19 protein-coding genes are annotated in these 22,273 nt (G+C 51.3%); 14 read left to right on the top strand and 5 right to left on the bottom strand.

Annotated features, from left to right (window positions below):
* The first annotated feature begins 131 nt into the window (after nt 1–131).
* Nucleotides 132–1,295, top strand: coding sequence for a site-specific integrase (locus XM38_RS06470; RefSeq protein WP_080807545.1), 1,164 nt, complete (start codon nt 132–134; stop codon nt 1,293–1,295).
* A 32-nt stretch (nt 1,296–1,327) separates the two neighbouring features.
* Nucleotides 1,328–2,005, top strand: coding sequence for a hypothetical protein (locus tag XM38_RS06465; protein WP_080807544.1), 678 nt, complete (start codon nt 1,328–1,330; stop codon nt 2,003–2,005).
* 66 nt (nt 2,006–2,071) lie between these two features.
* Here the strand turns inward: XM38_RS06465 and XM38_RS06460 are convergent, their stop codons facing one another.
* Nucleotides 2,072–2,707 carry an XRE family transcriptional regulator gene (locus XM38_RS06460; RefSeq protein WP_080807541.1) on the bottom strand — a complete coding sequence of 212 codons (636 nt, stop codon included), beginning with the start codon at nt 2,705–2,707 and terminating at the stop codon, nt 2,072–2,074.
* A gap of 101 nt (nt 2,708–2,808) precedes the next feature.
* On the opposite strand from XM38_RS06460, the gene XM38_RS28665 reads away from it, so the two are divergent.
* The 3 genes from XM38_RS28665 to XM38_RS06445 all read left to right on the top strand — a co-directional run bounded on the left by XM38_RS28665 (nt 2,809) and on the right by XM38_RS06445 (nt 6,024).
* A complete protein-coding gene (locus tag XM38_RS28665) occupies nt 2,809–3,138 on the top strand; it encodes a helix-turn-helix domain-containing protein (protein WP_080807538.1) in 330 nt (109 codons plus the stop codon).
* Nucleotides 3,047–3,292, top strand: coding sequence for a hypothetical protein (locus XM38_RS06450; protein ID WP_225889443.1), 246 nt, complete (start codon nt 3,047–3,049; stop codon nt 3,290–3,292). Before XM38_RS28665 ends, XM38_RS06450 begins: the two co-directional genes overlap by 92 nt.
* A gap of 338 nt (nt 3,293–3,630) precedes the next feature.
* Complete coding sequence (locus XM38_RS06445) at nt 3,631–6,024, top strand: DUF3987 domain-containing protein (RefSeq protein WP_080807534.1); 2,394 nt, start codon at nt 3,631–3,633, stop codon at nt 6,022–6,024.
* A gap of 192 nt (nt 6,025–6,216) precedes the next feature.
* Here the strand turns inward: XM38_RS06445 and XM38_RS06440 are convergent, their stop codons facing one another.
* On the bottom strand, nt 6,217–6,486 hold the full coding sequence (locus tag XM38_RS06440; protein WP_080807600.1) for a ribbon-helix-helix domain-containing protein: 270 nt from the start codon (nt 6,484–6,486) through the stop codon (nt 6,217–6,219).
* A gap of 215 nt (nt 6,487–6,701) precedes the next feature.
* Between XM38_RS06440 and XM38_RS06435 the strand changes: the two genes are divergently transcribed.
* Nucleotides 6,702–7,304: a Uma2 family endonuclease gene (locus tag XM38_RS06435; protein ID WP_080807533.1), complete on the top strand. Its 603-nt coding sequence runs from the start codon at nt 6,702–6,704 to the stop codon at nt 7,302–7,304.
* A 24-nt stretch (nt 7,305–7,328) separates the two neighbouring features.
* Here the strand turns inward: XM38_RS06435 and XM38_RS06430 are convergent, their stop codons facing one another.
* Genes XM38_RS06430 through XM38_RS06420 form a run of 3 tightly spaced genes read right to left on the bottom strand, consistent with a single transcriptional unit; the run spans nt 7,329 to nt 12,946 of the window.
* Nucleotides 7,329–11,681, bottom strand: coding sequence for an ATP-binding protein (locus tag XM38_RS06430; RefSeq protein ID WP_080807531.1), 4,353 nt, complete (start codon nt 11,679–11,681; stop codon nt 7,329–7,331).
* Between the two features lie 50 nt (nt 11,682–11,731).
* Nucleotides 11,732–12,178, bottom strand: coding sequence for a hypothetical protein (locus tag XM38_RS06425; RefSeq protein ID WP_080807528.1), 447 nt, complete (start codon nt 12,176–12,178; stop codon nt 11,732–11,734).
* A gap of 3 nt (nt 12,179–12,181) precedes the next feature.
* Complete coding sequence (locus XM38_RS06420; protein ID WP_080807526.1) at nt 12,182–12,946, bottom strand: ParA family protein; 765 nt, start codon at nt 12,944–12,946, stop codon at nt 12,182–12,184.
* Nucleotides 12,947–13,572: 626 nt separating this feature from the next.
* Between XM38_RS06420 and XM38_RS26320 the strand changes: the two genes are divergently transcribed.
* From XM38_RS26320 to XM38_RS06380, 8 genes are read left to right on the top strand one after another with little or no spacing between them, the layout of a single operon-like run.
* Nucleotides 13,573–14,154, top strand: coding sequence for a hypothetical protein (locus tag XM38_RS26320; protein ID WP_202978837.1), 582 nt, complete (start codon nt 13,573–13,575; stop codon nt 14,152–14,154).
* Nucleotides 14,155–14,213: 59 nt separating this feature from the next.
* On the top strand, nt 14,214–14,567 hold the full coding sequence (locus XM38_RS06410) for a hypothetical protein (RefSeq protein WP_080807524.1): 354 nt from the start codon (nt 14,214–14,216) through the stop codon (nt 14,565–14,567).
* Entirely contained in the window at nt 14,497–17,310 is a 2,814-nt protein-coding gene (locus tag XM38_RS06405) for a hypothetical protein (RefSeq protein WP_202978836.1), read from the top strand. The genes XM38_RS06410 and XM38_RS06405 overlap by 71 nt, the downstream gene beginning before the upstream one ends.
* Nucleotides 17,307–18,029 carry a hypothetical protein gene (locus tag XM38_RS06400; RefSeq protein WP_080807523.1) on the top strand — a complete coding sequence of 241 codons (723 nt, stop codon included), beginning with the start codon at nt 17,307–17,309 and terminating at the stop codon, nt 18,027–18,029. The genes XM38_RS06405 and XM38_RS06400 overlap by 4 nt, the downstream gene beginning before the upstream one ends.
* A gap of 40 nt (nt 18,030–18,069) precedes the next feature.
* Entirely contained in the window at nt 18,070–19,170 is a 1,101-nt protein-coding gene (locus XM38_RS06395) for a hypothetical protein (RefSeq protein WP_187329310.1), read from the top strand.
* Nucleotides 19,171–19,193: 23 nt separating this feature from the next.
* On the top strand, nt 19,194–19,931 hold the full coding sequence (locus XM38_RS06390; protein ID WP_080807520.1) for a hypothetical protein: 738 nt from the start codon (nt 19,194–19,196) through the stop codon (nt 19,929–19,931).
* Nucleotides 19,928–21,430, top strand: coding sequence for a TrbI/VirB10 family protein (locus XM38_RS06385; protein ID WP_080807518.1), 1,503 nt, complete (start codon nt 19,928–19,930; stop codon nt 21,428–21,430). The genes XM38_RS06390 and XM38_RS06385 overlap by 4 nt, the downstream gene beginning before the upstream one ends.
* A complete protein-coding gene (locus XM38_RS06380) occupies nt 21,427–22,152 on the top strand; it encodes a hypothetical protein (protein WP_080807517.1) in 726 nt (241 codons plus the stop codon). Before XM38_RS06385 ends, XM38_RS06380 begins: the two co-directional genes overlap by 4 nt.
* Nucleotides 22,153–22,273: the final 121 nt, after the last annotated feature.

Below are 22,273 nucleotides of genomic sequence, written 5' to 3'. Positions count from 1 at the left end.
CCAGTTTGGGTGTAAAAACTGGTACGAAATTGGTATAAAACACCGGGCACGAAAAGCGGATGGAATGGGTCAGAGGTAACCGTGACTGACAGTGAGGGTGCAGGCGATGTACTTTACCCCCCTTCCGAACTATGGCCAAAGGACAAGTCAAGGTTGAAGCTTACGCCGAACGCTTACGCTTGAGATGGAGCTATCGGAGCAAGCGTTATTGTTTGTCAATCGGGCTGCCGGACAGCATCATTAATCGTAAAGTCGCGGCGCAGAAAGCCCAACAGATTGAACTGGATATGCTCAGTGGTAACTTTGATCCTACTTTGCAGAAATATAAGCCTGAGGATCTACTACCGATGGTTGCAGCTGAGCCTGAGAAAACTCAGACTTATACCGATGTTTTTAAGCAGCACTGGGATGAGTTTGTGGAAGATAAGGGGCAGCGGCTAGACAATCCCTTCACCATCGTGGGTATGTACAACCCGATCCCCAAAAAGGTGCGTAATTTCGGGCGCGAGATCATTGGACGCCGTGAAGCCCAAGAATTCGTCACGTTTATGCTCCAAAGTGCCTCACCCGCCACCATTAAGAAACAGGTGATCATTCTGAATGATTTTGGTAACTGGGTGCAGCAGCATAATCGGGTGGAAGCAGGCTGGGAAAACCCGTTTACCGGGCTGACAGAGATGTGTCACCCAGTGCCACCGCTCAAAGTTCCTCCCTTCAACGAAGCAGAAATTAAGCAGATTATCGATACCTTTCGCGGCGATCGCTACTACGCCCACTACACCGACTATGTGCGGTTCTTGTTTATGACAGGCTGTAGAACCAGTGAGGCCATCGGCCTCCAGTGGAAGCATATCCGCCGCGACTGTACCGGGATTACGTTTAATGAAACCCTGGTGCGCAAGGGCACTGGCACGGCTCGTTTGCGAAAGGCCACCAAAACGAATCGGGCTCGGTTCTTCCCGTGCAATGGTGACCTACAGAACCTGTTATTAGCCATTCGCCCTGAAGACTACAAGCCCGATACCTTGGTCTTTCCCAGCCCCAAGGGCAAACCAATTGATGCGACGAACTTCTTAAATCGGGCCTGGCAGAGCATTTTGAAGAAGTGCGGCATGACTCAAGAAAACGGATTGTATCGCACCCAATACAACACCCGGCACACGTTTATTAGCCACATGCTGGCAAAGGGGATGTCGGTAATTGAAGTGGCAAAGCTGACCGGCCATGATCCTAGAATTCTGTTAGAGCACTATGCTGGCCTCATTAGTCAGATTGAGGTGCCAACGTTCTTTTAGGGGTTGGTAGTTGTCGAGGAGCGCTATCCGTCATGACCTGGAACACCCATTTGGGCAAGCGCGTGCTGGAGGGGACAGAGGCTAAGTTTTACCTGCACATTCTCCAAGCGGCGGTTGAGTTCAGCCAGGAAGCGGTTGAATTCGACGATGTAGAGGTTATCACTGGAGACCGCATCTTCGACAGCGCCAGTTTTGAGCAACGGGTGGTGTTGTGGCATCGGTGCCTGGAGGCGTTACTCAAGCCCGAGGTGCCGGTGCCACCCCTTACCAATGTGCTCGAAGCGGCAGCCTATTTCCCTTTCGTTTGGTTGACCCAACGGGTAGAGGATGAAATTGCCTTCGCTGACTGTATTGAGGAGGATGGCGATCCGTTTTACTGGCGAAGACTGATCTGGGAAACCCTGAATGCCTTGGGAATGCTCAAGGTTTTAGAAGCCGAGTTTGACGATGAGGATGACATTCTGCCCATTGAAGTGGAATCTGAAGATTCGCTGGAATGGGCAGAATGTATTGATGAGTTGGCCGACCGCATCTTTTGGGACCGCGATTGGCAAGTGACGTATACCCATCCTCAGTTGTTGGACGGCATCGAGGATAAGTTTGCGGACCAAACTGGGATTTCGGAAGCCTATATCCAGAACCGCTTGCCGCTAGTGACGGAGGCAGATGCTAAGCGAGCATTTCAACAAATTTGGGACTGGAAGTGTTAGCTACTGATGCAAAGCCAAACTCCTCGGGTGATTTCTGTGGTGCTGCTTCTGTCAGAAATGTTGGATTCAGAGTTTCTGACCACTCCAAACAATCTTTCCCATCAGGCTTAAATGATTGGATTCATCAGGCAATCCAATCGAAAAAGTTTCATAGGCAGAATGATCACTTAAAACTCTCAGGACCTTGCCTACGACATATTGCAGGCGTTTCACCAAAATGCGATCGCCCAACTTCAGCAAATAAATACCATGACTGATGGTGTCAAGGTCGCGATCGCTCGTATCGACTAGAACCAAATCTCCCCTATGCAAAGTCGGCTCCATACTTTCGTCTGGCATCTGAGTGAGGAGCAGGTTGTCAAACGAATCAGGGAACTCCTTTTGAAGCCAATCAGTCTGAAAGGCTAGTGGATCCTTGTAGGTATACTTTTCGGCTGGCGATGTAGCCGAAGCTTTTGTTGTCGCTGGACCAGCCGCTAGCCACTCCAAGTTGACGTTGGCTGTGCGAGCTATAGCGAGTAGAGCGGGGCGGGTTGGCTCGCTCTGTCCATTCAGATACTGCCGTAGCACGGTGTCCGAGAACCCGCATTCACGGGCAAAACCGCGAATACTTTGATCTCCAAGAGCTTGCCTTAAGCGCATCGGAAACGTTTCAGCGCTCTCAACACCCGCCGATTTCTCCTCAGAGGTTGGGTTCGTCATTTGTCATTCACTCGTTGGCTACAGCTGCAAATTATAGTTCTTGACATGCAATTTATAAATTGCTAGCCTCATCGATATCGTGATGGAGCTTAGAAAAGCCTATGCATGTAGAAGACATTAAAGCCGCTTTGCGGAAGCAGGGATGGACCCTGGCCAGCATCGCTAAAGAACTCGATATTGGTCCTTCGGCAGTATCCCATGCCTTAACCCGCCAGCGATCGCGCCGGATTGAGCAGGTCATTGCCAGCAAACTCGGTCTGTCTCCCCATGAGATTTGGCCCCAGCGGTACAAACGAGGAAAGGTCAGCCATGCCCCAATTTGTCAGCAAACAGGAAGCCATCCAATATCTCAAACTCAGCGACTCGACTCTAAAACGTTATCGCTTGCAGGGACTGCTGGTCGAGGGCATTCACTGGGTTCGAGTCAATAGCCGCTGCATCCGCTACAACCTAGAACTGATTCAAGATTGGCTACATAATCGCCATGACCCCATTGCTCACCAAAGGACTATTCACATCTACCAGTCCAGTTTGTTAAGCAACCAAAAGAAATCATCTCAGCGAGTCTCTTCAAAGCGAACTTAAGGTTGTAAAACGGACAAAAAACTTCTTGAGAATTCATCAATAAGTTGAATACTCTTCTAAAAAAGATAGCTAAACCAGAAGGGTAAAAAAATACACCCTAAGCATTGGATTGTCAGGGTGCATCGCTTTTACTTTTTGTCATTTGAGCTGGGTCAATCAAGAATTTTAAGGGGTTTGTCAGAACCGCTTCAGAGATCGCCCTGCTAGTAAAACTTGTGCTTCCAACTATAGCAAAGTTGCTGGAAATGTCCATGACAAAAAGGCAGCTTTGGTCATTGCTTTACCAAGAATTAGCAGCTTGAGATTGATGGCCCAGCTTCTGGAATCAGGAGCTGATAATGACACAGTACGTTTACTCGGGGCGATCGCGCCCCTGCCCAATTTGCGATCGCACTAAGGACCCAGACTGCCGCTGGAATGATGAGGTGGTCTTCTGTCACACTTATATCGATCAGGATGCCAGTATTGAGGGCTACGTCTATCGCGGGGCAACCGCTGATGGTCTATGGGGACAGTATTTCTCGACATCGGCCCGGGCAGAGAAGCCTGCTCGTCCCCAGCGGCGGCAGGACTTCTTTTATCCGACTCGGCAGGGACAGCCCCTGGTGAAGGTGACGCGGGTGGATCGCGGGAGTGGTACCAAGTTCTTTGTTCAGTACCACTGGGATGGGCAACGGTGGGTGAAGGGGCTGACGCCAGCGGCTAGGAAGCAGGTGCCGATTTATCGCTATGCGGAAGTGAGGCGAGCGATCTCCGCGGGCCAATCCATTTGGATGGTGGAGGGGGAAGGCTGCGCGGATGCGTTGTGGAACATTGGCATTCCGGCAACGACTACGCTGGGTGGCTCCAAGAAGTATCACAGTTATGGCAACTATGCGCAGGACTTGGAGGGGGCTCGCCTGGTGCTGTGCCCCGATCGCGACCAAGTCGGCATGGCTCACATGGAAGAGATTGCCCAGGATTTTCCGGACGCTCAGTGGTGCTATCCCTATCCGGTGAGTCTGTGTTGGCAAACCCTGCCTAAGCATGGCGGGCTTGATGTTGCGGACTGGATTGCCGAGGGCGCAACGGCTGAGCAGATTCGAGCGGCGGTTGGGGCAAAGCGGGAACTGGCAACCGTTCAAGCGGTTCCCAAAACACTCGATGTGGCTGGACTGCAAGACCAGATTCGTCATTACCTGGCAGCGGATCCCTCTGAGTTGGAGCTGTCAGCCCGAGTTTTGCAGTGGCATCGGGAAACCCAGCTCACGGTTAAAGACATTTGGAGTTTGGTCAAACCGTTGCAGGCGGATTTGGAGCAGCAAGAAGAGCGGGGCGATCGCACGGCTCAAATCCGGCAACTCCTGAAGATTGGTGATTACCAACTGCAGTTAGGAGAATATCTGCACCCTGATTTGGCGGCACCATTGGAGCATATAGCGGCTTGGATCGGGGCAACGCCTGCAGCCATGTTGGTAACACTGCTGCCAGTGGCCGCTTCTCTGCTGCGGGTCGGGACGGAGTTGGAAATTGATGCGGGGATGGGGTTTTCTGTACCGCCGATTCTGTTTACGGGGCTGGTGGCACCCTCCGGCAGTAAGAAGAGCCCCCTTCAGCGCCAGATTTTGGGGCCGCTCATGAAACGACAGGCAGAAGCCGATCAGGACTATGAGTATGCGGCTGCGGAGTATGAGGTGAACCTGCGGGACTGGGAGCAGGCCAAGGCTGAGGACAGGGGAATGCGGCCTCGGAAACCGATGCCCAGGGAATATCACACCTCGGATGCCACACGGGAAGCGATCGCCCGCATTCAATCCCAACAGCCGGAGCGGGGCATTTTGGTAACGCCGGATGAGTTGGCGGGCCTGTTCAAGGGGCAGAACCAGTACCGCAATGGTCGAGGCAACGACAAGGAGTCGCTGCTAACGGCCTTTGATGGCTCAGGATTGAAGGTGGACCGGGCCAGTGGCATGCGCATTAGCATTCCTCGCACCAGTCTCAGCATTACGGGCACAATTCAGCCGGACATCTTGCGGGAAATGATGGGCGATTTCTCTGACACTAATGGGCAGTGGGCACGGTTTCTGTGGTGTTTACTGCCGCTGAAGCCTGCCCCGTTTCCCCAACGGACAGTGCGGTATGACCTTTCGGAAAGGCTTTATGGTCTGTACCGACAGTTGGAGGACTCTCCTCCCAAGTGCTATCGGCTGACAGCAGAGGCGAAAGCGCTGTTTGCAGAGTGGTATGACCAGTTGGATCATCTGCGGGTAACGGAGACGCACCAAGGTTTGCAGGCGGTTTACTCGAAGATGCAGGGCCACACGGGGCGGCTATCGTTGATTTTGCACTGTTTGCAGGGGGCGGTGGACGGGTGTCTACCGGCAGAGAGAATATCGGCCCAGACGATGGGGGCAGCCATCAAGCTGGCGCGATGGTTTATGGGGCAGGTGAAGCTGCTGTATGCGGAGGGCGACTCGGTAGACGGTGCGCTGGAGGCGGTTTATACGAAGCTGATTCAGTTGTCGCGGGTGCGAGGGTGGCTGCGGGCGAAGGATGTGCGCAACTATGAGCGTAGCTTGCGGAAGGCGAGTGCGGAGGTGATTCGATCTCACTTTCGAGAACTGGAGGCAATGGGGTATGGGGAGACGTGCGGGGTGGGGAATCGGTTGCAGTGGCGAGCAACGGTAGACGCGGTAGACAGATCTGAGGTCACAGTAGACACCCTGTCTACCGCTGAAATCACTGATGGATAAGGGTTATAGCGAAACGGTAGACAAGTAGACAGGTTTTGTCTGTGGGGAGCCTCTAGAAAGTGTCTACTTGTCTACCGAAATGCTTTAAAAGCTTATGGATAAAGGGGGTTGGGCAGTAGCTTGGCTGTCTACCAAGCGTCTACCACTGTCTACCATGTCTACTGAAGCGGTAGGAGAAATCAGGGCAAGGCGTCAAGATTCGGATATGGCGTGGCGTAGTTGCAGGTTTTCTCGAATTTGATTAATTGCGGTGGAGCCTTCTAAAACTTCTTCCCGTTGAGCAGCCTCCTGTCCGATTTGAGCATCTTGCTGAAGTTCCATCAGTCGCCCTTCGTAGATGTCGTTTTGTTGTTCGAGCAGGTGCAAGCCAGCGGTGATGACCTCTAAGGCAGATTGATATTTCCCAGTGGCAATTTGATGGTGGATGAGTTGTTCAAGCTCTGGCGTGAGAAACACTTGCATGACGGCCCGAGAAAAGTGAATTTTCTTGCCTCTCATTCTAAGACGCAGGCTTGACCCTAAGATCATTGCCTCTAAAGCCACAGTCCTATTGAGCTGCGGTCATTATGGGCCGAAAAAAGATGGATTAGAATGACAACAGATTGATGCCCCTTTGTAGGCCAAGGTGTTCAGATTGGCTGATAAGCTGACGCCGATACGGACTGATCGAAAGTGCCATGATGATTCCGGCTGTTTCGCGAGACCTGACGTTTGATGCGTTCATTGACGTTGAGGATGGCAATGAACTCAATGAATTTGAGCTAGTTGATGGGAGGCTGGTGCTCATGCCGGAGCCGGATGATTGGCATGAAGAGATTTTAGAGTTCCTCTCGTTTATGTTTGAACTGCAGTATCGGCGCATGAAGCTGCGGTACTCGGTGCGAAAGCGGAATGCGTTGATGATTGACAACACGAGGGGCCGACGCCCCGATGTGGCGGTGATTGATCGGCCTGCAACCCGACGGGAGGATCGGCAACCAGGGATTCGCAGCGTTCCTCGAATGATTGTGGAAATTGCTTCTGGCAACTGGAGTACGGACCTGGTGGAGAAGCAGGAGGAATATGAGGCGCTGCAGGTGCCGGAGTTCTGGATTGTGGACTACCGAGGGCAGATTCCAGCGAAGTATTGTCAGCGGGGGAAGGGCAAGAAGGTGATTGTGCTGACGCTGGAGGATAGGGTTTATCGGAAGGCGGAATATGTCGAGGGGGAGACGGTGCCGTGTCTGACATTTCCCGAGTTGGAGTTGACTGTGGAACAAATTTTGGCGGCTGAAGAATAAAAGGACAGTCAACTCATTTAAGGACTATGCTACTACTCTGGCGATTTCTTCAGCCTGCTCTGGATAAAGTTGAGATAAATGAATACAAATTGCATAAGCGCTTTCTAAATCGTTGGCACAAGAAAATAGCATGTGTTTAAAGTTGTTTTTGTCCCCCGCTTCAGCAAGAGCAAAAGCCAACCGAGACCAATAATCCGATTGATTGACACGAATTTCTTTCGAAGTCTCAACTGCTTGTTGGCTAAAGCCTGCACGAATTTGTGCTCTGGCCACTCCCACAATTCCCATCGTTCGGTCAAATTCCTGATTTATAGAATTTGCTAATGCGAAAGCATCTTCAAATATCTGAAGTGCAAGATTCTGCTCTCCATGCTCAGCTTTTAGTGCAGCAATATCTGCTAGGGATTCAGCTTTAACCCAGAGCCAGCTTTGGTTGAACCATTCATCGTAATGTTTTTCTAAAATATCAAATGCTTTCCATAGCGCCCCAAGCCTTGCTTGTTCTAAAGCTACTTTTCCTACTAATCTATGTTTCTCAGGGATGATATTTACTTCCTTGGCTGCCTTTAAAGCCTCTTCAAAATTCCCTCTTTTGGCCTCTAGTAAAGACAATACTTGAAAATATTCTGTTGATTCCCAATGACCTAAAAACTCATGAAGTCTTTTTTCAATCTCTTTGATTTCAGTTAACACGTCGTAAAGAAAATCTATCCTGCACTGATTGATTTGCGCCAGTGCAATTTCCTTTAATAAAAATGGTAAATCCAATTCATTTTCGTTTCCATGGGCAATTTCAAGTGCAAGAGAGAATTCTTCGATCTCGGAAAGGTTTTGCACCACGTTGACCAACAACCACCTACGCTCTCTCGTGTCAGTAGACTCTTGAATAATCTCTCTAACTTGGTCAAAGATATTTAAATAAGTTTGTTTATCATATATTTTTCGGATTCTGGCAATCCCGACAAGCGCAAATACTCTTTGATTTTTATCTTCTATTTGATTAGTAATATAAAGTGCTTCCTGTAGCTTTTGTCCATGAGCTAGGACTCTTGCTAAGGTTAGCTTTTGTAATTGTATTTCCTGGGATTTGGGTAGAGAATCAAAAAGAATCTCAGACAAGTGAGATTTCTCTTCCACAAGTATTATTTGATACTTTTCTGATGCATCGAATACATCAAGTAATGTGAGTATCCTCTGATCTTTTGCTTCAATTCTCTTTGCAATTCTAAAAGCTTCACATAAATCTTTCGATGTTATAAGGCTTTGACAGATTTCTCTCAAGATTTTAGATTGACCGTCTTTAGAGTTTATTCGATTAATGGATTCCATTGCAGATTCAAAGTCTTGAAATTCAACTTGAGCAATTGCAATTGTGCAGATGGCTTTCTCAAACTCATAGTGAGAACTGATTAGTGCGACTTCATGAATTGCCATTTCAATCAAATGATTGACGGATTCACAATCTCCCGCTGCATGTTGCACTCTTACCAGCTTGCATAAGGTAAATACTCTTTTTTGGGCCGAAACAATTTTCGAGACCCAAATTAATGCCTCTGGAAGGGTACTGATTTCAGATTCCGCTAAAGCAATCTCTGAAAAAATCAGATCCTTTTTTTCTAAATCGAAGTTTTTGGTTATGTCTAATACATCTTTGAATATTTGTCTTGAAGATTTATAAAAATGATTTCTAGATTGGATCTTGGCAATTTCAATCAGTGTATATGCACGTCTATCACCAAGCTCTTGAGTAGTTTTCAAAGCAGAATCAATATCGTCAAGTCTTGCATATGCCAACGCCACTTCGGCTAAAACTGCATCTCTAAAGTAGGAATCATATTTATTGATTTTTTGACAGCTCTCAATAGCTTCAGAGACCATCCCATTTTGAGCATATGAAATAGATAAATTTCTCCAGGCAAAGGAGACTGTAGATTCATCCCTCATCTTTTCTATGCATTCTCTAGCTTTGACAAAGTCTTTTGCTTCTGCATAGCTATCTACTAAATTCCATAAGGTATATTTATCTCTATCTTGAAAAGCAGATATTTTGCCTACTAGATTTAGAACGAATGGCTGTTTGTTATTCTCGATGAGTCGACTGCACAGATGGCCATATAGTTGACTATCTAAGAGTTGCTGGCAAAGCTCAATAAATAAATTTCCTTGAAGCTGAGATATTCGTTGGAGCAAAAAGATTAGATATTCACTTTTCCAAGCAGAATTTTGCCTTTCGTGCCAATGGTCCCTCGAAAAACGAGGTAGGCTTTTAGTCAGTAAACGTTTTGCAACGCTATTTGCTTCTTTTATTCTATTTAGACTTAACAGCTCCCAGATAAGTAGCAGATACCATAAAATACAATCTCTGATTTCATTCAAATCTGCTACCTTTAACGCACCTTCCAAATTATCCTTGTGCAATAAATCCAGAGGAGACTTTTGAAAGATTGTGTCTGAGCAACGCTGTGCATGTAAAAGAACGAACTCTGCCATCCCTGCTGCATCATCCGTCTCAGCTTTTCTTTGTAGAGCAGTCTTGACTACCTTTAATGGAGCTTCAGGCTCACCTGCAAGATATTCCTGTTGAGCACTTGCAAAAGCCTCGTCGCGGGCCAGGTCGTATAGATCATTCCACCGCTCCATCGCTTTCAGGTGATCTGTATAGTGTCGTAAAGCATAATTGCTGTAATGATTTAACCAATTGGCACAGTATTCAAGTAGTCTCTGCTCCGATTTCCGGCCTTGTTGGCCTAAAACACTCGCAAATTCTTGAGCTAAAAGTGGATGGGCAAAACTATAAAAGCCAGAACGGATGCTGAACCAACGAGTGATTTGCCAAGGAAGCGCTTCCAAATTCCAAGAAGTCAAACTTGTGATTACTTGAATATCATCCTCAGAGAGTGGACCTCGGGCTACTGTCAATAATACAAATAATTCTTGGGTTTCCGCTCGTTGTTGAACTTCGTCAAGCTTAGCTAAAAGTTTAAATTGATCTTTTACATAAACTGAGAATCCTTTATGAGTTTTTGCCACTAAAGGCTTGATGTCTTGTTTCTGTATGACCGCTAACCTTAAATCATCTATCAGGTATTTCAAATATAAAGGGAAGCCCACAGTAATTCTGTCTAATGTCTCGATAAAAGAGTTGTCTGTTGCATAAGGAGCTAATTCATTAACTCTTTTTAACCAGTCTGCAATTGCCTCGATTGGCAAACGTTCCAGCGCCATTCTTTTTGCATTTATAATCCAATTCTTTAAATAGTCTGGTTCATCTTTTTTATCGGCTCTAGCTGATGCAATGATGTAGACTCCGTCAGGTAGTGATGATCCCCAAAAGGGTTCCAGAACTTTATCGGCTTCATCTAAACCGTCAATCATAATAATTAAACGGTCTCCTGTAGAAGCGCCGGATTGAATAAGATCGCAAAGTAGATCTCGCATCTCACTTTCATCCTTGGGAAACTCTCGATATCTCTGCTTGTGGTAATGGAGGAGTTGCCTTAAAAGATGTCGGTAACCATTTTGAAGCGAACTTACGATATCGGAATTAGACCGGAAGCAGTGAAAGACAATGTAGGAATCTTCTCGATATCTTTGCTGCCAATTTATTAAGAGTGCAGATTTCCCGAATCCTGCTGGTGCAGTTACCAATAAAACTCCTTTATTATTTATTTCGAGAAATCGATCAATATCTAGTTGTTCATTAGAACGCCCTGCAAACGGTTGATGAGCATATTCATTAATAATCTCCTTGATTTTCTCTTCAATTTCTCGACCATAAAATGAAGTGTCTTTTTCCTGAATTAAAGATCTGTACTTCAGAAGCTCAGAAACATAATTTTTTAGTCTCTCCTCACTAGCCTCCAGTTCTCTTATGAACTCTTCTCTTTGCTCCAGAAGGTCATAAGTAATGGCTAGTTCTGGTATGCTCTGCTGCTCTCTCAAAACTCGCCGATAACAACCCAAAAAATCGTCAATAATTTCTACAGCGGTAAAGTTCTGCTGCTGATTCAAAAGTGACAAAACTGGGTTCGCGCTCAGATATGCTTTCCAGGCATCTTGCAGTGCTGCCCTATCTAAAGGAGCCCGATTCAAGATTGCCCCCCCAATCTGTTCGACCACTACAGAATTTTGAAAAAACTCATCGACCCCCAAGGCCTGTCTCTGTGAATACTCACTAAAATAAAGTTTCAAAGCTTTTTCCAGGGCATCCCGTAGCCTTTCTTGAAAATTAGGTTGAGCAAAACCTGCCCATTTCAAGGCTTTGCCAATGACCGAATTGTCGAGCGAGGCAGCATGATGGGTAAGGATATCGCTTGCAAGATTCGTTGCGATTCCTGCCGCAAAGGCTCCAGCAGCAAAAGATTCAGGAAGAGGCATTGCGGTTATATAGAAAGATCACTCTTTAAACTATTTTCTTGGATGGTAGCTCACGATCCCTTTAACCGCTTCTGCATCGTCTCCAACTTCCTTAAATCCGCTGCCCGCTTCCGCCGTTGATACCGCTCCTTCGCCATCCCATTCACCACCTTCATCGCCTTGGGATGCTCCGCTAGATACTGATACGCCGCTTCAAACCACACCTCCTTGGTGATCTTCTCATCCATGCAGAGATGCCTTAGCGCCTTATCAATCTCCTCTTCCAACCGCGTGGTCGTACGCACCAACTGGGGCAGATCAGCCCCTTCACCCTGACTCATAGACATGCTGACGTCAACACCTGCAGACTCATCAGAGTCACTGTATCTTGATGTCACGGCTGCATCTGCAGCCGGTTGACGAGACTTCACACGGGACGTTTCCTCCAGACCGTCAGATCGTGGCGGCACTACCGGGCGCTGCCGTTGCATCAGTCTTTCCAGGGCATCTTCATTCATGGCCTACACCTGTTCCAAGATCTCAATCACCTGCTGCAGCGGCAATTCCAACTCCCCATACCCCAGCTCTGCCAATAACCGCCCCTGCCGAATCGCTTGCTTGTAGCGCTCACTCTCCAAAATCGACGGCAGCACTCGAATCTCGCCTGCCACCTGTCGCATCGCTGCGATCGCCTCCCGACTATCCGTCGCCTGTGATCGGCCAAACCACTTATCACGAAACGGCAACACTCCCAGCACCTGCCCCGTAAACGCGCGGATGCGCCGCATCTCCTCCAACAGATCCAGACTCCGCAACAGCGAATTCACCCCCTTGGTCGAAGCCTCCGCTGGAATCAAGACCCAGTCCGACGCGCCGACGACCGATAGACAAATCTGAGTGCGCTGAGGCGGTGAATCAATCAGGCAAACGTCAAACAGCTCCCCCACGGCTTCCAAGCTGTAGCGCAGCGCCAACGCTCCCATGCCGCTGGTGGCCAAATACTCCTGGGCCTGATGCAACCCCTCGTCGGCAGGCAACAGATACAGGTTTTCGGAAGCCAGGGGATAAATGCCCGCCGCTGTCTCCACCTGACGCCGCAACACTTCCAGCAACGTCGGGGCATCTGGCTGCACGTCATGGCCCAAATAAAACGTCAGATTCGCCTGGGGGTCGGCATCCACCATCAACACCCGCTGCCCTTGCTGGGCCAACAGTCGGCCTAGTAATAGCGAGATCGACGTTTTCCCTTGTCCTCCTGAGAGCGACAAGCAGCTCAAAGTCTTCATAGGCGATCGCTCCCAATAACCAAACCCAGAACTTTCTAACAGGCTGGGCGTCTTTACCGAACAAGGGAACCTGCCGCCATTAAAGCCATTTAGCGTCAAAGCGTCAAGACGTATTGACGTCAAAACGCTTTAACTTTTGTGTGCTCAACAATAATTGCCCATTGATGTTCACTTTTAAGCGCATCTTTGAGTCAGAAATTCGAATTCGAAAAAGAGATCATCCAAAATTTAATTCTTTTGGCGATTGAAGGAAATTTCTGTTAAGCGGCTGGGTCAATATTGACTAATCACGACATTGCTAATCATCTAAATAGAGAGCAATACATATCAAGTTAATCTGTCTCTCTATTGGAAAATGTATCAGTCAAAAGAGGCTTCTCAGTATTCCTGCTTAAGTCCTCAAAAGCTTGATTAAAATCACGCATCGTTACAGAAGCCGCCCACCATTTGAAGATCCCAGCTAGCCTTTAGCTATGGATAGATGCCCTTTGAGTTTTCAGGATGTTTGATCCCGGTTCCTGAAAATCATTGCTATAGTGATCAAATCTTCCCGGAAATTGAATTGCTCAAGGCATCTTTTAAGGTTCGCGAGTCAAGACAGGCTGACCTGATTCAAGGAGACTGAAATGATCAGTCAGCACTCAAAAGTACGCGCAGAAAATCTGGTTTATCGATTCGATTTTGTAGCCCAAATCACCCATTCTTTTTATCAATTGCCATGCTCGCTACTGGCTGCGATCATGGTGGGATTTATGAGCGCTAATTTTGTGCTTCACGGTTCAGCTTTGCTCTTGCTCGTGATGGCCGGTAGCGGCTTGGGCCTGATTTGGCATCAAGAAGCGACCAGCGACAAAGGTCCCTCCGCGAAAGCTTCCAGAGGTTGGACCGCCCGCCGCCAAACGATTCTGGCCATTGGTCTGAGTTTGCTGTCACTTCTGACCGTATTGGCTTTTCCGGCCCAAGCACAATTCTTTGGCGGGGCCGAAACTTGGATGCAAACTAACTTTGGAGCCGCAACGGGAGACGCGATTCCGCTGGTCTTCAACGTTTTGCGCGGTCTCTTTTTGCTCTACGTGGGCATCTCGCTGGTACGAGTGATTAACGGGGCTCGCCAAGATGAGGATTGGCAAACGATCGCCCGCACACCGCTCATTATCATCATTGCTGTCACCGCTGGCGATATCCTGACAACCCTGATTACTGGCTAGTTGCGCATCAGATTGAGGGTGCAGCTTCCACTGTTCTTCCAGCCTCGCCTGAGCTGCTTATGGCATCTCCATTTCGCCCGGTTAACACCATTTTGGGAGCCCAACCGCGCTTAGGCCCCATCCCTGCCGACCAAATCATTCCCTGGTTTTGCATCACCGGTGTGTCCTACCTGGTGGGTCGCGGGTTCAACCTCAGCTGGATGGCAATCGGCTTCCTCGCGGCTTGGGGCATGTCTACCTGGTGGATTCTCACGGGGGGCCAAAGCTGGAAGTTCACCGCCAAATTTGTGCCGACTCCCACCTGGAGTCGCGGCTATGCCCGATATCTAAGGTTTATCCACGATGAAACAGAAAATCGGCAAACACCGCCTCAAACTCGGCGGCCAATTCGTCGGCACCCTGACCCCTTTTGAAGATGCCCTCAATCTCGCTGCCATGCTGCGGGTTGAACTGCGGGGGCGACGGGTGGGCGCTTACGTCCTGACGAAGGGGCAGAACCGAGAGCACTTGTGCTTCGTCTTTTGCTTTGACTGCAAAGGCATCCACAACACGCTGACCGATGCACAGGTTGAGACTATTTTTAGCCAACTGGAATCGGGGTTGAAAGACCTGCCTGGGGGTGAACGGCTGACCATCCATCTGGGATCGTTTTCGTCTGATTCTGATCGCCAGCAAGATCTCGCTCAACTCACCGATCTGGCCCCCAGCAGTGCCCTGAAGTTTCTGCTCACCAGCGATCGCGCCCGCATTCAACAACTCACCCAACAGGGGCTACGAAAGCCGAAGTTTCTCAGGCTCTATGTCACTTACACGGTACAAAGCGGCTCTGAAGGAGCCCAAGACCTGATCGAAAAGCTGATCGGTCGCGGGGAAACGCTGTGGAAGTCGTTTACGGGAGAACTGCAAAACGCGAAGAACCAACGCCTGCAAACGGTAATTACCAAGGCGTTTACCGACGGCTTTCTGCTGTGGGAACAGGTACTCTCCAACAAGATGGGGCTATCTATCAAGCCGTTGGGTGAAGTTGACCTGTGGACGTTGCTCTGGCAACGGTTCAATACCAGTGCTCCCATCGATATTCCGCAGCTGATCATCCTGAACCAACAGGGCTTGCAAGAGCAAGTTAATTCTGAAATCCACAGCACAACCCTGCTCACCCGCGCTGGGGTCCCCACTGCAGGCAAATCCTGGACGAAGGTCAATGGTCGGTATGTAGCTCCCCTCACCTTTCTGGAAAAACCGGGGGGCTGGGCCAACGAGTTTGCTCAACTGCGCTACCTCTGGGAAGTGCTTTCTAGGGAAACTGTGGCGGATACCGAGATCTTCTGCCAGCTAACCCGCGCCAACGAAACCTTGGTGAAAACGACCGTCCAGCGGATGCTGAAGCAGTCTAACCTGACGGCCACCCTGGCAGAAGAAGGTAATTCCGTAGATGTGGCCGCAGAGCTAAAAATGAAGCGCTCCATTGAGGCCCAGGAAGAACTTTTCGAAGGTGCCCTGCCCATTCACACGGCTGTGGTTTTCCTGATTCATCGCCCGAATCTGGAGCAGCTGGATGAAGCCTGTCGGTATCTCCAGAGCTGCTTTCGTCGTCCCGCTTGGGTAGAGCGAGAGCAAGATTATGCCTGGAAAGTCTGGCTCCAGACGCTGCCCATCGTTTGGGATGCCTTGATGGTCAGTCCCTTCAACCGCAGGCAGCTGTATCTGACGGGAGAAGTGCCGGGGCTGATGCCCTTAGTGCTCACCCAGCCCTGTGATACCCAAGGCTTTGAACTGATTGCGGAGGAAGGAGGCAGCCCGATTCACCTGGATTTGTTTACCCAGCACAAGAACCTGGGACTGTTCGCGACCACCCGTGCCGGGAAGTCCGTGCTGGTCTCCGGTATTCTGACCCAAGCCTTGGCCTACCGCTTTCCCGTCGTTGCCCTGGACTTCCCGAAACCCGATGGTTCTTCCACCTTCACGGACTACACCCAGTTGGTCGGCGGTGCCTACTTTGATATCTCTCGTGAGTCCAACAACCTGTTTGAGCTGCCCGACTTGCGACACCTGCCGGGCGACGAGCAAAAAGAACGCCTGCAAGACTTCCAATCGTTTCTTGAATCGGCGCTGCTGACGATGATTGTAGGTTCGGGGGCGAGCGAGTCGGTGATGACTCAGACCATTCGCTCCATCCTGGTACTGGCGCTGAATGCTTTCTTTAGCGATCGCTCAATCCAGCGGCGTTATTTGGAAGCGATGGAAGGTCGTTTGGGCTCTGCTGCTTGGGACAGAATTCCCACTCTGGCTGACTTTCTCACATTCTGTACCCCTGAGCAGCTTGATCTGCAGCAAGTGGGCGGCAACATCGAAGCCGCCTTGAACATGATTGAACTGCGGCTCCGGTTCTGGCTCTCCAGTCGGGTCGGGCGAGCGATTTCGGCTCCGTCCAGCTTCCCGACCGATGCCCAGTTACTGGTCTTTGCGCTGCGTAATCTGGCGAATGAGGAAGATGCGGCGGTGCTGGCGCTTTCGGCTTATGCCGCTGCCCTACGGCGCGCTTTGGAAGCACCCGCCTCGGTCTTCTTCATTGATGAAGCCCCGATTCTGTTTGAGTTTGACGAAATCGGTGCGTTGATTGGCCGCCTCTGCGCCAACGGTGCGAAAGCCGGGATTCGAGTGATTATTTCGGCGCAAGATCCCGATACCGTCCATAAATCCCCCGCCAGCGCCAAGATCTTTCAGAATCTGACGACACGCCTGATTGGCCGGGTGCAACCCACAGCCGTCGATAGCTTTGAGCGCATCCTCAAGTATCCGCCCGCCATCATCAATCGCAATGCTAGTGACAGCTTCTTTCCCAAGCGGGAGGGTATCTACAGCCAGTGGCTCTTGGACAACAACGGCATCTACACCTACTGCCGCTACTATCCCGCCTTTGCCCAGCTGGCGGCAGTCGCGAATAACCCGGATGAGCAAGCCACCAGAGATCTGGTGCTGCGCCATGCCCCAGATGAATTTACCGGCCTCGCTGAATTTGCCAGGCTACTGGTGCAGTCTATTCAATCCGGCGAACCACTGTCAGTCATCACTGAGCGCTGGTTTGCCGAACGCAATCCCCATCCTGAAGTGCCGATCGCACCGTTTAACTCTCTTCACTCTGGAGGTTCCCGATGACTCCCAAACTCCGCTTTGCCTTGATCCCGATTCTGGCCACCACATTGCTACTTGCACCGGTCAAACCAGCAGCGGCATCCCAAGTCGATACGACGTTTAACGACATCTTTGGCATCTTTCGCCAAGCTTTTGAGGAGGTGAGAGCTTACGTCGAACAAACCATTACTGGTGTGATGGATTCTCTCCCCGGTGAGCTGGATGGGGTCATCCACAATGCTGTGGGCGATCTGGGCCTGGTTGATCCGAATCTCGTTCGCTCTGAGATCGCCGAAGAGCTAGCCGCTACTTTGACCGGGGATTTGGCCCAGTCCGATACCGTTCAAGCCGCCGCTGAAACTGCCAACGAGATTGACCGTCAGCTCACTCGCGCCCAAGTGGATGCGGTGTTAAGCCAGTCAGGCCAAACCGCGACCCGCGACAAAATCACCTGGATGGAAAACACCATTGGTCAAGTACAGCAGCACGCTGACTCAGCCCAGGTGGCGGTCTCCACCCAGGATGCGATCAAGGCGATGGCCCAGCAAAATGCTCGGCAGTCGGAAGTATTGGGCGCGGTGCAATCGGAGCTGTTGCAGTCGCGGCAGGATACGCAGCTGACCAATCTCAACTTGGCCAATATTTCGCAAAACCTGGATCAGGAAGCCCGTGCCCGCCGCCTTCAGGATCTCGGCAGTGCTCTGGATACGCTGCAAATCAGCAGTCAAGCCCGCTTGTTCTAGGCGTCAGTTCGCCATGACGTCAATTTGGACTTTCCTAACTATGTTGTCACTTTGGTTCTCTCTCCCGATCTCTCAAGTTCCGCGTGATACCGCCGACATCATTGAAGGCGGGCAAATCGCGTCGGAGGCGGTGGCCGAGAGCTGGAATCAGCTGTGGGATAGCGTCTTGCAAGGGGGACTTTATTTTGCCCTGGCGCGAGTGGGCGTCCTCTTTGCCGTGGCGACCCTACTGTTTTTCCTGACCCAGTGGACCCGGCAGATGGTGGAAGGGGACAGCCAGCGAGCCTATGCCGACTTCATCTGGCCGCTGTTGGTGATCATCTTGCTGTCCAACAATGGCGAGCGGCTGGCAGCGATCACGCTGGATATTCGCAACTACATCAACCAGGTCAACCAAGACGTTTTAGCCTACACCGCTGCCGATATTCAGCTGCAAGAGGCGTACCAAACCGCTGTTTTGGAAGGCTCTGTGGAGCAGACCATCATTCAGCGGCGCAACCAGTGCTACGAACTCCAGAATCCAGAGGAGCGGGCGAACTGTATTGAACTGGCGGCAATTGAGGCACGGGAATTCATTGAAGACTACCGCGCTAGAACGGGCAATCCCAATGCCTTGTCTCGGGCCTGGGAAGCGGCTCAAGCGGGAGACAATCCCCTTGATTCCGGTTTGCGGTTTGGCGGAGCGCTGATGGGCTCAGGGTTTCAGACCGTGACGCGAGGCATTTTGATGGCGTTGCACATTGCGTTTCAGTGGCTGATTGAAGCCTCAATGCTGCTCACAGCAACGCTCGGTCCTCTGGCAGTCGGTGGGTCGTTGCTGCCGGTGGGAGCGAAACCGCTCTTTGCCTGGTTGACCGGCTTCTTTTCGCTCGCGGTGGCCAAACTTAGCTTCAACATTCTCTCCGGGCTGGTCTCGCTGGCGGTGCTGAATGCGGGGGACGCCCATCCCCTGATTGCGCCCTTCTTTCTGGGGCTGCTCGCCCCCATTTTGTCGTTAGCCTTGGCCTCTGGTGGGGGCATGACGGTGTTTGGAGCCTTGACCAGTGCAGCCGGTGTGATTGCCGGAACCGGCGCGATGGGCGGCATTGCTCGTGCTCCCGGTTACTCCGCTCGCCGCCGCGCTTATCGAGTGCGCCGCTGATAGTACTTGTAAGGAAACCTCCCATGGTGCAGTTAATCGAAAAACGCAACACGAACTATTTGCCCCTGTTTGTTTTGGGCAGCGTGGGACTCCAACTGGTGATTCTGGTGTTCCTGTTTGTTCAAGCCGGGGCGCTGAGTCGCCTGAGTCGCCAAGCGGCTCCCACCCTGGTGCAGATGCAGGATGGTCAGGCCATCCGGGTCGGGGCGATGGATGCCCAAGACCGTACCCCAGAAACCATTCGGCGTTTTGTCAACGATACCTTGGTGTTGATGTTCAACTGGAGCGGCAGCCTCCCGGCGGCCACTGCTGAAGAGGCCAGTCAGCCTCAGCCCGATCCAGGGCTACCAGTAGAGATGGATCGCGGTAAAGGGCAGGTGGCCACCGCCAGTTGGCAAGCCAGTTTTGCCTTCTCAGAAGACTTCCGTCAGGACTTTCTCAAGCGGGTCGCCGAATTGACGCCACCAGGGGTTTTCAGCGGCACGACTCAGGTGGTGATGGTAGTCAACCATGTCTCCGAGCCCGTAGTGGTCGGTGAGGGGCGCTGGAAAGTGGACGTCGTGGCTCACCTTTATGTGTTTGATGAAACCAATGCCCTGGGAGAGGCGATTCCCTTTAACCGCGAGGTGTTTGTGGAAGCGGTCACTGCCCCAGCGGTTCCCGACGGCGAAACGCCATTGGAGCAGGCTATCTACAGCATTCGCCAAGCGGGACTGCAAATCTATGCCATCCGTGAACTCAACCGCGAGGACTTGCCATGAGTACCCCCGATTATCTCTGGAATGAACAGGAAATGGCGGATCTGGTGGGCTTGCAGCTACCAGACCAAGCAGCGGCGGCTTCGGAAACGGAGTCGGCTCCGCCAGCGACTAACAATGGTCACGTCTCTGACCCTGGACCGCTGTTAGACCCGGAAGACCTGGATGAGTCCGCTGCCGTCGGCGCTGCTCAAAAATCGGGGCGATCGCCCGCCGCTAATCCCTTCACGAAACTGGGCGTGGTGGCGGCAGGGACGGGCTTGGTGATTGGCGTGCTCGCGGTATTCACCAGCGGCATTATGAATCGAGAGAATTCTCAGCCCGTCGAAGAGACGCAGGCTGATTTTGCCGAGCCGATGGTGGAAGCAGACGAATCAGCGGTAGACGATCGCGGACAATTGCTGACGGATTTAGCAATGGGGCAACAGCAGGCAGAATTGGAAGCCTTAACAGAGGAAGAGCCTACCGCTCGACCAGAACCTGAGGCAATTCAGGAAACGCCACAATTTTCGTCGCCGCCGAGATCGGTATCGCGATCGCCCCAACCAGTCGGGCAGCGTTCGGCCCCACCGTCGCTCCCGCGCTCCGCGCCTGCACCTCCGGTCAGACCTGCCGTTCAGCCGCCAACTGCAACGGTTCCGGAGCCAGAAGGGGATCCTATGGAGCAGTGGATGGTCTTATCCCAGGTCGGCAGTTATCGCCGGGTCACACCCCCCTCTGCGGTGGATGAGTCTTCCACCACTCAACGGGCAGAGCCATTATCGTCTCCTGACTCGGGGGGACTAGCCCGCAACACGACCACGTCATCCACGTTAGAGATCAATCATGCTGAGGAAGCTGCAATCCTTCAAGAACGCCCCCTTTCCGGCTCATCGATAGCACTCGTCACCGGCACTCAAACCACAGCGGTTTTGGAGACGCCCTTAATTTGGGCGACGGCAATAGACGAAGTAGAAACACCCCAGTTTGTGGTGCGCCTTACAGAACCCTTGCTGACACCGGAGTCAGTAGTCGGTCTCCCCGCAGAAACTGCGTTGGTCGTGCAAGTGGACTCGGTTGATGAAAGCGGGTTAGCCCAACTGGCGGTGGTTTCGTTCATTCAGGATGGTCGCGAAGTGGCACTCCCGACAGGTGCGGTTCAATTGCGAGGACTTGAAGGGACACCTCTGATTGCCCAAAAGTATGGCGATCCTGGCAGCGACATTGCTCGGATGGATCTGAATATGGCGGCGATGTCGGGGGTGTCTCGAGTCGCTGAGCTAATTAATCGGCCTAAATCATCCTCAGTCATCAGCAATGTCGGGGGCAGCACGATCACCCAGGAATCCGGGGATCCCAATATTCTGGCTGGTTTGCTCGAAGGGGCCTTTGACCAACTGAGTCAGCAAATGGCGGAGCGCCATCAAGCAGCCCTAGAGGAAATTCTCAATCGGCCCACCATCTGGTATCTCCCGCCTGGACTGGAAGTCGAAGTGTACATCAATCAAACGGTGACGCTATGAACAGACACTGCCTTCCCTGGCTATTTATCGGGGCGATCGCTGTCAGCGGCTGGCCCATTTCATCCGCTCAGGCGCAGTCTGTGGTGGCAATTTCTGCTGATCGGGCTCAAGGGCTCGTTGGTGTCACGCCAGTTGTCCATCTCTGGACCGGCTATGGCACGAATCTCAGCTTCCTGCCCACCGATGAGCATATCGTGCAGGTATGGATTGATGACCCGGCTCGGGTCGCTCTGGACTTCGATGAACCCCTCTGTCCTACCGTTGCCGCATCAGATTGTGTCTCAGGCAATCCCTCAGTCATTCACATGCGACGAATTCAGGGATTGGACTTTAGGCACTTGCCTAGCGCTAGCGGCACCTTGCTGACCGTCATTACCGAAACGACAAATGGTGATCGCCATCTCTACGAATTTCGCATCGAATTTGGTGATGGCGATCCTGACTACCACACCGTTGCCATCCAGCCGTCGTCGCCCATTCATGCGCTGTTGGGTCCTGGCGACGTGCGGCGAGGTTTGGCAATTGCGGCATCCAGAGACCTGATTCGCCCCGAACAGGATTTGTGGAGTCGGCTGCAAACCTTTTTAGCCCTCACTCAGCAAGGGCTAGAGATGCCGGTGGCCGCAGAACAGGCCGGAGTTTCCCTGGACCTGATTACTCAACTCGCAGACTGGGGAGCCAGAGCTCGTGATGACCCGCCGCTGACTTCAACTGACCGTTAGTCCTTCATTCTGGTTAAGGCCATGAACTCTTCTATCTTCAGGCGCAGACGCCTCAGGTGGTCTGTGATAGGGCTGCTTGTCTTTGTTTTCGCGATCGCCCTACATCTTGCCCCCCTTGCGC

Origin of the sequence: Halomicronema hongdechloris C2206 (assembly GCF_002075285.3) — a bacterium.
In the GTDB taxonomy this organism is placed as follows: Bacteria; Cyanobacteriota; Cyanobacteriia; order Phormidesmidales; family Phormidesmidaceae; genus Halomicronema_B; species Halomicronema_B hongdechloris.
This window is presented reverse-complemented; position numbering and strand designations above follow the sequence as displayed.